The following is a 12,184-nucleotide window of genomic DNA, read 5'->3' as shown; positions in this document are numbered from 1 at the left end:
ATGAAGCACATATACTTTATTGTTAATCCAAAAGCAAGAAACGGCTACTCCCTTAAAATTTGGGAAGAAATTGAAAGTCAACTAAAGATTGAACAAATATCCTATCTCGCATTTTTTACTGAATATCCAGGACACGCTAAAAAACTAGCCAGCCAAATTGCAATGCATAACCAGGAGCAAAAGCTAATTATTGCTGTTGGCGGAGACGGGACGATGCACGAAGTGATAAATGGAATCATCAATGACAAAAGGATCACTCTCGGATTTATTCCCGGCGGCTCCGGTAACGATTTTTCAAGAGGCTTTCAAATTCCAACCGATCATCTGCAAGCGTTAAAAGTGATACTCCGCTTGATGAAGCAGGAGTCATTGCCGATCGATATTGGGAAAGTAAAGATGGATGATGGCAAAGAGCACTTCTTTATTAATAATATGGGCGCTGGTTTCGATGCCATCATTTCCTATGAGGTTAACCAATCTCGAATGAAGGCGCTGTTAAATAAGTTTTCACTAGGCAGGTTAGTGTATGTTTATTTTCTGTTAAAAAAACTTTTTACTTATAAAACGACAACAATTAATTTATCAATTGACGGAAAAAAGCATATATTTGAACATACATGGTTTGTTACGGTTTCTAACCAGGCCTATTATGGAGGCGGGATGAAAATTGCCCCTCATGCTGAGCCAGATGATGGTCTGTTTGATATTACCGTTGTCCATCAGTTATCTCGGCTAAAACTGCTCTTCGTCTTTATCAGTGTTTTTTGGGGAAAACACATTCATTTTAAAGAAGTGAAAACCTTTAAAGGAAGGGTTATTTCGATTCAATCACCAAATTCATTATATGTTCATGCTGATGGGGAAAATATTGGATTCACGCCACTCTCAATCCACCTTAAACCGAGAGCATTGGGGGTGTTGACTAGAAGACGCCGGAAGGAAGAAATAGATCTAAAGGGGAGGGATTCGAATGATTTCTGCTGACAGGAAGTTTCATGCCTACTTAGATGAGATGAATATCATTACGATTCTTCTTCCTTTTTCCTATCATAACGGCATATCATCCACTTTCTATATGACAACTGATGCTGAGAAGATACCATTGCAAATTTTGACGAAGATAGACATAGAACATAATCATAAATATGTTTGCCAATTTGAAGGGGATATTTTATTTGGAAGGCAATATTGGATTATTGATGAGCATGGTGGGAAAACCGATTTGCAAATTGGTGCCGTAATCAGGACCGACTCCTTTGATGAAAAATTCTATTACGATGGAAATGACCTCGGGGTAACCTTTCATGCTGATCAAACCAGATTTAAGCTTTGGGCACCGACTGCGACTGGAGTCAAATTAAAATTACGCCCTCCAGCTGGCCAGTTTTCAGAAATTATAAAGATGCGACGAGAGGCACGCGGTGTTTGGTCAGTTAGTGTTAACCGTGATGTAGAAGCATATCAATACAGTTTTCTTGTCCTTGTGAATCAAGAATGGCATGAGGCTGTTGATCCTTATGTTAAGGCAGTATCGGCGGGTGGAGAGAACGGGGTCATCGTGAAGCTCGAAAAAACATACCGGCCAAGACCAGACTTATCACCTTTAGATAACCCTGTTGATGCGATTATTTATGAAACACATATTAGAGATTTTTCCATCCATAAGAATAGTGGAATCCAGAATAAGGGACTGTATCTTGGTGCAGGTGAGCTAAACACAAAAGGGAAAGACGGCGAGACGACTGGATTATCGTATATAAAAGATTTGGGCGTTACCCATATTGAATATCTACCTTTTCACGATTTTGCTGGTGTCGATGAATTACATCCAAATAAAGACTATAACTGGGGTTATAATCCACTCCATTTCAATGCTCCCGAGGGAAGTTATGCAACAGATCCTACCAATCCTTATTCAAGAATTATTGAGTTGAAGAAATTAATTGATCAAATTCACAGTATTGGTCTGAGGGTGATTATGGATGTGGTATATAATCACGTCTTTATTCGCGAAAATTCTTCTTTTGAAAAAGTGGTCCCAGGCTATTATTTTCGTCATAACGAAATTGGCTTGCCTTCAAATGGCACCGGTGTTGGAAATGATATTGCTTCAGAACGACGAATGGTGCGAAAGTATATTGTTGACTCAGTTCGCTATTGGATAGAAGAGTACCATATTGATGGATTTCGATTTGATTTAATGGGAATTTTAGATGTGGAAACGATGATCGAGGTAAGAAAGGCGTGTGACAATATAAAAAAAGGCACGCTTATCATTGGTGAAGGATGGAGCCTAAACACACCACTTTCAGCAGATCAAAAGGCAACAATTGTGAATCAGGCGAAAATCCCACAAATCGCTCAGTTTAATGATAAATTTCGAGACATCATTAAAGGCAGTACATTTAATTTGTTTGACAAAGGTTATGCATTAGGGAATGAGCATAACTTGGATGCTGTTATGGAGGTCATAACAGGCAGTATTGGCTTGGCAAAGAGAGGAAATCGGCTCTTTAATGAACCCTCACAATCAGTGAATTATGTCGAATGTCATGACAATCACACCCTGTGGGATAAGCTTCTTGCCTGCTTCCCTAATGAGGATTTAGGGATTCGAATAAGATACCACCGCCTTGCAACTGGAATTGTTCTATTATCTCAAGGAATACCATTTCTTCACAGCGGACAGGAATTTTTCCGTACCAAACATGGAGAGGGAAATAGCTACCGTTCCCCGGATGCAATCAATCAGCTTGATTGGGATCGAAAAAGTCAGTTCAAAGATAATGTGGAATATATCAAAGGGCTAATAAAAATTCGAAAAGCATTTCCTTGTTTTCGAATGAGAACTTCTGAAGAAATCCGCACCCACTTATGCCCATTATCATTTACTTCCTCGACTTTAGGGTGCTTATTTAAAATGAATCATGAGGAAGTCATTCTAATGATCAATCCTTCTAAGAACAAACAATTCACAACCCTTCCTTCCGGAGAATGGTCGGTTTTGGCTAATCATGAGCATGCTGGAATTTCTTCCAAAGTGGTCTTGCAAGGGGGAGAAAATACGATGGAACCTATTTCTCTGAATGTTTTGCTAAAAAAATAGTTTTCCAAGATTACTTGACGAAAAAAGGCAATAGGAGATAAAATTTATTAAGATGGCTATTGTGTGCAATGGTTTCAATAGCTTTTTTTTTATTCAAAAAAAAGCTACTGATATAATGGTGGTTTATTAAAACCTTTCAGCAGCACAGGTTTTACCTCGAATGTAGGGGAACAAGCCCATTAGAACGGCATAAATTGAAGGTGAGCAATTTTGGAACATTTACTAGGACAAGAGTGGCAAATTACCCCTGCTGGAGGCAAAACAGGAGAAGCCTTTTATGCAAAATATGAAGATCAAAGGCTTTTTTTAAAGCGGAATTCCTCTCCATTCCTTGCAGTACTTTCGGCTGAAGGAATCGTCCCAAAGCTGGTTTGGACAAAACGATTGGAAAATGGAGATGTAATTACAGCGCAGCAATGGCTTCCTGGCCGAGAGTTAAAGCCGTCAGAAATGAACCAAGAGAATGTTGCAAGATTGCTTAAAAAAATCCATTGTTCGGAGCCAATGCTTGGAATGTTAAGTCGGATAGAGAATTCACCCTTACATCCTGAGCCTATTTTACAATCGGTGGAAAATGAGTTGGATGATCTGGTACTTTCATTACCAGAATCGCAAAAAGCCATGAACTTTTTAAAGAACGAAGCTTTGAATGTTTATTGCGATGAAAAAGTGGTTTGTCATGGGGATGTCAACCATAACAACTGGCTGCTTTCAGAAGACAACCAGTTGTACCTGATTGATTGGGACGGGGCAATGATTGCCGACCCTGCAATTGACTTAGGGTTGCTCCTTTATTGGTATATTCCAGAAAACAACTGGCAGGATTGGCTAAAGCTTTACGGCAAAGAACTAACAGATCATTTAAAGCTGAGAATGAAATGGTATGTGACAATCCAAACGCTTTCTTCCATTCAATGGTATAAAAATAAAAACCGACTAGAAGAAATGGAGAAGTGGATTAAGTTTATCAACGAAATCCTCTAGTTACGAAAATTGGCCAATATCGCTCACCCACTGGGATAAGTTTTCTTGGTTTGATAAAATATGCTGATCCAAATCAGCCGTTTGTGCGCCATGTTGGCTGTATTGATATACCTCCTGCAGGATGTTTTTCACATTCTGATCAACTTGAGTGTTGACCATCAGGGACTTTACTAAGCGTTCCAGCTGTTGACATTCTGCTACTGACCCACAGCAATCTGTCTGATGATTGTTTAAGATATCTTTTAGTAATGTAACTTGGTCACTATGACTTAATGGCATATAAGCACATCCTTTCAAGTGAAAATAAAAAAAGAATTCACCTTAGGTTGTGAATTCTTTTTCTGTTTATACGCGGCCTTAATTTCCATTGGATTTTTCTTGCAAGTAAAATGGCAGCATGTTATGTTTTGAACGATAAATTTTTATTAGGAGTGTCAAAATGAGACTTAGAAATAAGCCTTGGGCTAAGGATAAAATAGAGCAGCATCCACAATATATAGTAGCAAATCCCGAATTGTACAAAGGAAAGTGGCATGAGGCTTTTGAAAAAAAAGGGCCGCTTCATATTGAAGTTGGTACAGGAAAAGGTCAATTTATCACCGAAATGGCAAAAGCAAATCCTGACATTAATTATATGGGGATTGAATTATATGACAGCGTCATTGTAGCAGCATTAGATCGTTTAATTGAAGCCGATTTACCAAATCTTAAGCTTTTGAACGTGAATGCGTCTGATTTAGCAAAATACTTTACGAAAAATGATATTGACCGGGTTTATTTGAACTTTTCTGATCCTTGGCCAAAAGTCCGTCATGAAAAAAGAAGGTTAACGTATAAAGATTTCTTAAAACTTTATGAGGATATATTGGTCGATGGGGGAGAAATTCATTTTAAAACCGATAATCAAGGTTTATTTGAATACTCGCTCATGAGCTTCTCAGCATATGGTTTATTACTAAAATATGTGAGTCTTGATTTTCATAAGAGTGGTTATGAAGGAAACATTATGACAGAATACGAACAGAAATTTTCCGAAAAAGGAAATCGGATTTATCGCTGTGAAGTTAAATATCAAAATTAATACTTTGGACAGTTCTTTTAAGGAGCTGTCCTTTTTTGTTTCTTCAATTAGTTAGGTAATGTTAAAATATAGAAAATAAGAACAAGAGGAGGAGTATAGGTGGAAACTTTAAAAGTTGGGGGCGTTTCCTTAACCTGGTTATCTGGAGGGGTAACGAATTTAGACGGCGGTGCCATGTTTGGGGTGGTTCCAAAGGGATTATGGTCAAGAAAATATCCTACTAATGAAAAAAATCAAATTGAATTGCCAACTGATCCTATTTTAATCCAGATGAATGGGAAGAATCTTTTAGTCGAATCAGGGCTAGGCAAAGGGAAATTAACTGAGAAGCAATTAAGAAATTATGGCGTCACAAGAGAGTCGGAGCTGGATGAATCATTAGAAAAAGTAGGTTTAAATGCCGAGAAAATTGATTATGTGTTAATGACACATTTGCATTTTGATCATGCAGGCGGCTTGACAAAGCTCGTGGATGGCAAGTATGTTTCCAACTTCCCAAATGCGAAAATTATTACCTCACAGGTGGAATGGGACGAAATGCGCAATCCTAATATTCGTTCAAAAAATACATATTGGAAAGAAAACTGGGAAGCGATAGAATCTCAGGTAATTCCTTTTGAGGAAAAGTGGAACTTAGGGGCCATCACGATGATTCATACCGGCGGACATAGTGATGGGCATTCGATTCTCATCATTGAGGATGGAGGCGAAATGTCCATTCACATGGCGGACCTTATGGCAACACATGCCCATCAGAATGTTTTGTGGGTCATGGCCTATGATGATTACCCAATGGTTTCGATTGCGGCAAAAGAAAAATGGCTGCCACACGGATTAGGAAAAAACGCATGGTTCACCTTTTATCATGATGCCTTTTACCGTGCTGTTAAATGGGAACTTGATGGTAAAGAGATAGTAGAGAGCATTAAGAGGGAAAGATAAGCAAAAAATAGCCGTATCATTTTGAATGCGGCTATTTTTAGTATCAATATACTGGTTCTTCTGATAACGGACGAACATCCAATAAAGTTCCAGTCTTAGCATCGGCAATGAATTCAAATTGTTCATTGGTTCCATTATTATTTTTAGAAATGCCGCCCTTATAAACACGATAGGTAAATTGGTGTTTTTCATAAGGTTCAGCAACCATATGGATCCACGAGCCACTGATTGTCCCGTTCTGTTTAAATTGTTTTTTTACATGCTCCAACACTTTTTCAGGTGACACATTTGTTTTGTGATTTAGGATTTCTTTGGTTACGTAGCCGCCGGCTAAACCAACCGCTGCACCAAGGAAGAAGGATTTCCAGTTCATAAGACACCTCCAAAATTGGAAAAGATTACTTTATTAGATTCTCTTCTCAGTATATCGTATTTATTGTTAGGAAGATAATATTACAGATAATGAAATGAATTATTGATAAAAGCTACAAAGTTTCTGTAAAATAAAAATATACATACTACTTCCAAAAATTTTAAAGGAGCTTGAAAATGAACGAACAAACATTAAAACTTTTTCAAACGTTAACTGAGCTTCCGGGAGCACCGGGAAATGAGCATTTAGTAAGAAATTTCATGAGGGAACAATTGTCTCAATACTCAGATGAAATTATTCAAGATAAACTAGGCAGTATTTTTGGAGTGAAAAAGGATGGACAAGGCCCGACTGTAATGGTGGCGGGACATATGGATGAAGTTGGTTTCATGGTGACTTCTATCACAGATAATGGGATGATTCGTTTTCAAACACTTGGTGGCTGGTGGAGTCAAGTTCTTCTTGCCCAGCGTGTCCAAATTATGACAAAGAATGGACCAGTGATCGGTGTTATTGGCTCAATTCCACCGCATCTTTTAGATGAATCGAAGAAAAACAAACCAATGGAAATAAAAAATATGCTCATCGATATTGGGGCAGATAATCATGAAGATGCTAAACGGATTGGCATCAAGCCGGGACAGGCTATTTTGCCAATTTGTCCATTTACACCGATGGCGAATCCAAAGAAGATTTTAGCGAAAGCATGGGATAACCGTTACGGTTGTGGACTTGCGATTGAACTGCTTAAAGAATTAAAGGATGATACCTTGCCAAATATTTTGTATTCTGGAGCAACCGTTCAAGAGGAAGTTGGCTTACGTGGAGCGCAGACGGCAGCAAACATGATTAAGCCTGATATCTTTTTTGCCATGGATGCAAGTCCGGCAAATGATATGACTGGGGATAAACAAGAGTTTGGCCAGTTAGGGAAAGGAACATTACTCCGTATCCTTGACCGCACCATGGTAACGCATCGTGGCATTAGAGAGTTTATTCTCGATACAGCTGAAACAAACAATATTCCATATCAATATTTCGTTTCCCCAGGAGGAACAGATGCCGGACGTGTTCATTTATCCAATGAGGGAGTGCCAAGCGCTGTTATTGGTATTTGTTCGCGCTATATTCATACACATGCCTCCATTATTCATGTAGATGATTATGCTGCCGCAAAAGAATTATTGATTAAACTTGTGAAAACTTGTGACCAAACAACGGTTGACACCATCAAATCAAACAGCTAATTTTTTGAGGAAGTATTTTTTAAATGCTTCCTTTTATATTTAACGTTATAGTGTATTTGAGCTAGAAAAAAGGTAGGAACAAAGAAAACAGTCACTAGTAAGGGTATTGGACCTAGAAAACGAGAAAAAAGATAATGCTTAAAAAGGAGATACCTTCATGAAAATTATCATCGGGTCAAAAAATCCGGCAAAAATTAATGCTGTAAAAAATAGTTTTGCAGATCATGAAGCAGAGTTTGTTTCAATCGATATTCCATCAGGTGTAGACAAACAGCCATTTTCGGATGAGGAAACCATCCAAGGAGCAATTAATCGTTCTGTTGGTGCGTTAAAGAGGGGAAATGGAGATATTGGAATCGGGCTTGAAGGAGGAGTTTATGAAACGAGCCACGGTTTGCTGCTTTGTAATTGGGGGGCCCTTGCAGCACACAATATGGATCCCATTATCTCTGGCGGTGCAAGATTTCTTTTACCTGAGGAGGTGGCAGCAAGACTAAGAAATGGTGAAGAGCTAGGTCCTGTTATGGATGACTATGCCAAAATGAAAAATGTAAGGAAACACGAAGGAGCAATTGGAATTTTTACGAACGGCATGATTAATCGGGTTGATATGTTTACTCATGTAACAAATTTATTAGTCGGACAATATACCTATCATCAAAAATTAGGTAGATAATCTTATTTTTCGACACTAATTATCGACAAAAGTCTTGTCAACTGAATATTCCGACAGGTATTATGGGGATAGGACTTTATTCGTATTTAGGAGGCGAAAAATCTGAAAATCTTCAAAACTATTACTATTATCATGCTGTCGATTCTGTTTTTAAGCGCTTGTAACAATGTATCGTTTAAAGAAGAAAGTAAAGCTACAATTAAAACTGTAAAAACAACGTTTAATGAAAAAGAGAAAAAACCAAATAAAAAGAGTGGAAATGTCCATTTTTATCTACCGTCTGGTTACAGCATAAAAGATCAAACTCCAAACAATATTATTTTACAGAATGGCTCTGACACTTATATTCTGTTTATTAATCCTCATGAAAACACATCAAGTGAAGTCGTCTATAAAGCAACAATTGAACAATACAAGAAACTCGATACAAATGAAAAATTTAAGAATAATGAAAATAAATTTGGCTTTTTGACGATTAAGCAGTTAAAGGATGACAACTTGAATGAATTAACCATTGGTGTTGGCGGTGCAAAAATAACAACACAAGTCAAAACAAGTGATTTGAATAATGAGTCCAAAAATATGATGCAAATTGTGAATTCAGTGAAATATACAAAAGAATCGAAGGAATAAACCTTCGCAGATTGTCGAGAAAGTTTCTCGGTAATTTTTTATTTTGTCAGAATCTAAATACCAAATTTACTGATGGTCCCTGCAAATGGGCCTGTTGATTTCCGCTCCGGGCACTCGCTTTCCGCGGGGAGGTCCTGGAGCCTCCTCGGCGCTTTGGCGCCTGCGGGGTCTCCAGTGACCTCTCTATGAGGCCACTGAAAATCTTACGTTTTCTAGATTTGTAATTGGATGTGGGTATAAAAAAAAGGCAGTTTGTTGTCCTGATTCAGACAATAAGCTGCCTTTTCCTTGATAATTTTCGTCCTCTTTTTTATTCTTTCTCTTGGAGGAGTTTCAGAATCCGCTTAATATTGACTGCGAACATCGCTGTTGCCCCTTGAATCTCCATACCAAATAGACCTGCAGCTGACGCTACATCATACCCGTGTCTATGTTTCAGTTCACTGTTTTTCGCTTCAATTTTATACCGATATTTTGCCAAAATCCTAAATTCCTCTGTGTTTTGAAATGCTTCCTGCTCGGTATGTTCTGTGGATTTAAGAGTTACATAATAGGACTTCGTTTTCGCTCCTTCTTTAAAACATCCCTCACGGAATGGACAAACTTTACACTTTTCAACATCAAATATGTAACGAATCCTAGAGTTTCTATTTTGACCTTTTCCATTGTCGTATTTTTTTCCAATTGCCATGTGCCCGGCTTTACACACATACATTCCTGCATCTTTATTAAATTCAAACTCATCTTCTTTTGCGCGTGTGCCATGCGTAACTATTGGGTGCAATTTAGAAACTAGAGCTAGTCCATTTTCTTTGGTATAGCTTATATTATCTTTCTCAGAATACGCCGCATCTCCAATAATCGTATCAATTTCCATTCCTGCCTCTTGACTCTTATGAATTAATTCCTGCAGGAATTTCCCATCACTTTTCTCACCTGTTGTTACAACTGCTGCAGTGATAATTCGTTCGTCACTCATTGCAATATGTGTTTTGTAGCCAAAGAAAGACGAATCTGCTGTTTTATGTCCTACACGTGCATCTGGATCAGCTGAATAGTTCAGTTGTTCTGTATAATCTTCTACTACTTCTTTTAGTACATTTAATTTTTCCTTAACGGCTGGAATTGTAGCGATTTGAGGTTCTGATTCGACAACAGAAATAACTTGACGGCAATAATTTAGTTCATCTGTTACTTCGTTATAAGTTGTTTTCGGTGGAAACTTTTCTTTCATGGATTCATCAATTTGATACACGGCTTTTCTAACATTTTTTGATTTCTCTTGTAAAAATTCTTTAGGTGTCTTTTGGTTATAACGTGCTTTTGTATGAGTGGCATCCCGTTTGATTAAAATAAACATTCCACTGCCAAATAATAAAATTGAACTTTTTCAGTGCCCTCCTCTCTATCCCGCAGGAGTCGAGTGCCCTACGCTCCAATCAACTGGGAGGCAAATCAACCTAAAGTATTGCAACACACTTTTTCTAACCTTGCTAATTGTGTTGCAATCTTTTTTATATTTTGACAGGCTGCAGTAAGAAGAGCCTGTTCACTTGCATTCTTCAATCCCCGTAACTGGCAGTAGCGAAGCCCGTGCAGCTCTTTTGAGTCTGCGAAGCTTCGCTCAATTTTTTCCTTTCTAAATTTATAAAGCATTTTGCACGATTTAGACAAGCGATTTAATCTGACCTTTTCCTTGTGCTCCTCCAATACATGTCTTGTTACCACTTTTACCTTATTTTTTGACCGTGTACATTGGGATAGTAGTGGGCAGTTCTGACATTTCTTCGAATCAGACTTGTATTCTCTGTAACCTTCACGGGTTGTTGTTCTATAGATTAATTCTTGATTATTTGGAAAAACGTAAAAAGAATAAGAGGATCAGTAGAGCGTCTATTATCATCGCAGTAATAAGGACGGACTTTTTCAAGAAGAAACGAAAAATCAATATATTTATCAATTAAACGAATAAGATGGTCATCAGGTACCAATTCATCAATAGATACAATTTCGTATTCACTTTGGCTAGACTCTTTTTGCTTAAGCATTGATTTCATCACTTATTTTTATAATTTATTAATTGAGTTAAAGGTCTTTATTGAAAGCACTCTGTTGATTGGCGCGGAAGGCACGAAGACTCCTGCGGGAGTACGGGGCAGGGGAGACCCCGCAGGAGCGAAGCGACGAGTTATCATGAACGAAACTAGCTCCTTACTCGTAAATACGTAGGTAATTTGGTTAGAATGTTTACTGGAAAAGCCAAACCAAATCAGAGCTACATTACGAAAGGAGCTAGTTATTATGAAGGATACCATAAAATATGTAGGTTTAGACGTATCAAAAGAAAAAATAGCTGTCGCGATTGCAGATGAAGGAAGAGTTGAGCCTAGATATTGGGGAATGATTTCGAATACACCAGAAGCAGTTACGAAATTAATGAAAAAGTTAGGAAACAAGGAAAACTTACGAGTGTGTTATGAAGCAGGTCCTACTGGATATGCATTGTACAGGTTACTCCTTACGCTAAATATTCACTGTACTGTTATCGCACCATCTTTAATTCCTCAAAGACCTGGTGAACGTATTAAAACGGATCGTAGAGATTCCATTCGACTGGCTCAATTATTTCGAGCAGGGGAATTAACTTCTGTTTATGTTCCAACCCCAGAGGATGAAGCTTTACGTGATCTTGTTCGATGCCGAGAAGATGCAAAAGAGGACGAATTAAGAGCTAAACACCGGTTAAGTAAATTTTTACTACGTAATAATATTCAACCCCCATCAAAAGGAAAGAAGTGGACCGTCAGGTATTATAGGTGGTTGGACACGTTAAAGTTTGAAAACTCTAAATTAAATGTGGTATTTCAAGAGTATTATCATCAAATTAAAGAGATACAACAACGAATCTTAAGACTCGAAGAAGAAATCAGAATACAAGCAACGAAAGTATTCATGCCCCAATCATCCAAGCTTTACAAGCATTAAGAGGAGTAGCACTGATAACAGCGACTAGCCTTGCGGCAGAAATAGGTTCTTTTAAACGTTTTTCCACCCCTAGACAGTTTATGGCATATAGTGGATTAGTACCTAGTGAGTATTCCAGTGGTGAAAGTAGAAGACAAGGAAAGATCACCAAAGCTGG

12 protein-coding genes and 3 pseudogenes are annotated in these 12,184 nt (G+C 38.0%); 10 read left to right on the top strand and 5 right to left on the bottom strand.

What is annotated here, in order from left to right; translation table 11 throughout:
• The 3 genes from QNH20_RS20650 (at position 1) to QNH20_RS20640 (ending at position 4,090) form a co-directional block, all read left to right on the top strand.
• Positions 1-984: a diacylglycerol/lipid kinase family protein gene (locus QNH20_RS20650; protein ID WP_283919838.1), complete on the top strand. Its 984-nt coding sequence runs from the start codon at positions 1-3 to the stop codon at positions 982-984.
• Positions 971-3,106, top strand: a complete 2,136-nt coding sequence (gene pulA, locus QNH20_RS20645) for a type I pullulanase (RefSeq protein WP_283919837.1) — start codon at positions 971-973, stop codon at positions 3,104-3,106. The genes QNH20_RS20650 and pulA overlap by 14 nt, the downstream gene beginning before the upstream one ends.
• 210 nt (positions 3,107-3,316) lie before the next feature.
• On the top strand, positions 3,317-4,090 hold the full coding sequence (locus QNH20_RS20640) for a phosphotransferase family protein (protein ID WP_283919836.1): 774 nt from the start codon (positions 3,317-3,319) through the stop codon (positions 4,088-4,090).
• Here QNH20_RS20640 and QNH20_RS20635 read toward each other — a convergent pair whose 3' ends face one another.
• The gene (locus tag QNH20_RS20635; protein ID WP_283919835.1) at positions 4,091-4,369 is read right to left on the bottom strand and encodes a YtzH-like family protein; all 279 of its coding nucleotides are present in this window, start codon (positions 4,367-4,369) and stop codon (positions 4,091-4,093) included.
• Positions 4,370-4,529: 160 nt separating this feature from the next.
• Between QNH20_RS20635 and trmB the strand changes: the two genes are divergently transcribed.
• Both trmB and QNH20_RS20625 read left to right on the top strand, forming a co-directional pair.
• Positions 4,530-5,171, top strand: coding sequence for a tRNA (guanosine(46)-N7)-methyltransferase TrmB (gene trmB / locus QNH20_RS20630; protein ID WP_283919834.1), 642 nt, complete (start codon positions 4,530-4,532; stop codon positions 5,169-5,171).
• Positions 5,172-5,270: 99 nt separating this feature from the next.
• Positions 5,271-6,113: a YtnP family quorum-quenching lactonase gene (locus tag QNH20_RS20625; RefSeq protein WP_283919833.1), complete on the top strand. Its 843-nt coding sequence runs from the start codon at positions 5,271-5,273 to the stop codon at positions 6,111-6,113.
• Between the two features lie 43 nt (positions 6,114-6,156).
• Here QNH20_RS20625 and QNH20_RS20620 read toward each other — a convergent pair whose 3' ends face one another.
• Positions 6,157-6,486 (bottom strand): PepSY domain-containing protein, encoded by a 330-nt coding sequence (locus tag QNH20_RS20620; protein ID WP_283919832.1) that lies wholly within the window; start codon positions 6,484-6,486, stop codon positions 6,157-6,159.
• Between the two features lie 176 nt (positions 6,487-6,662).
• Between QNH20_RS20620 and QNH20_RS20615 the strand changes: the two genes are divergently transcribed.
• The 3 genes from QNH20_RS20615 (at position 6,663) to QNH20_RS20605 (ending at position 9,042) form a co-directional block, all read left to right on the top strand.
• Entirely contained in the window at positions 6,663-7,733 is a 1,071-nt protein-coding gene (locus QNH20_RS20615) for a M42 family metallopeptidase (RefSeq protein ID WP_283919831.1), read from the top strand.
• Between the two features lie 157 nt (positions 7,734-7,890).
• Positions 7,891-8,409: a DUF84 family protein gene (locus QNH20_RS20610; RefSeq protein WP_283919830.1), complete on the top strand. Its 519-nt coding sequence runs from the start codon at positions 7,891-7,893 to the stop codon at positions 8,407-8,409.
• A 132-nt stretch (positions 8,410-8,541) separates the two neighbouring features.
• Positions 8,542-9,042: a hypothetical protein gene (locus QNH20_RS20605; RefSeq protein ID WP_283919829.1), complete on the top strand. Its 501-nt coding sequence runs from the start codon at positions 8,542-8,544 to the stop codon at positions 9,040-9,042.
• A gap of 310 nt (positions 9,043-9,352) precedes the next feature.
• On the opposite strand, the pseudogene QNH20_RS20600 reads toward QNH20_RS20605, so the two are convergent.
• From QNH20_RS20600 to QNH20_RS27135, 3 genes and pseudogenes are all read right to left on the bottom strand, one after another.
• A pseudogene (locus tag QNH20_RS20600) lies at positions 9,353-10,381 on the bottom strand (transposase); the annotation flags it as partial.
• 116 nt (positions 10,382-10,497) lie between these two features.
• A pseudogene (locus QNH20_RS20595) lies at positions 10,498-10,908 on the bottom strand (transposase); the annotation flags it as partial.
• Positions 10,881-11,090, bottom strand: coding sequence for a transposase (locus QNH20_RS27135; RefSeq protein ID WP_481857991.1), 210 nt, complete (start codon positions 11,088-11,090; stop codon positions 10,881-10,883). The gene QNH20_RS27135 and the pseudogene QNH20_RS20595, both read right to left, overlap by 28 nt.
• Positions 11,091-11,343: 253 nt before the next feature.
• Between QNH20_RS27135 and QNH20_RS20590 the strand changes: the two genes are divergently transcribed.
• Both QNH20_RS20590 and QNH20_RS26985 read left to right on the top strand, forming a co-directional pair.
• Positions 11,344-12,027 (top strand): IS110 family RNA-guided transposase, encoded by a 684-nt coding sequence (locus QNH20_RS20590; protein WP_283919828.1) that lies wholly within the window; start codon positions 11,344-11,346, stop codon positions 12,025-12,027.
• Positions 11,991-12,170 (top strand): annotated as a pseudogene (locus QNH20_RS26985) (transposase); the annotation flags it as partial. The gene QNH20_RS20590 and the pseudogene QNH20_RS26985, both read left to right, overlap by 37 nt.
• Positions 12,171-12,184 lie beyond the last annotated feature (14 nt).

Source organism: Neobacillus sp. WH10 (assembly GCF_030123405.1).
In the GTDB taxonomy this organism is placed as follows: Bacteria; Bacillota; Bacilli; order Bacillales; family Cytobacillaceae; genus Neobacillus.
This window is presented reverse-complemented; position numbering and strand designations above follow the sequence as displayed.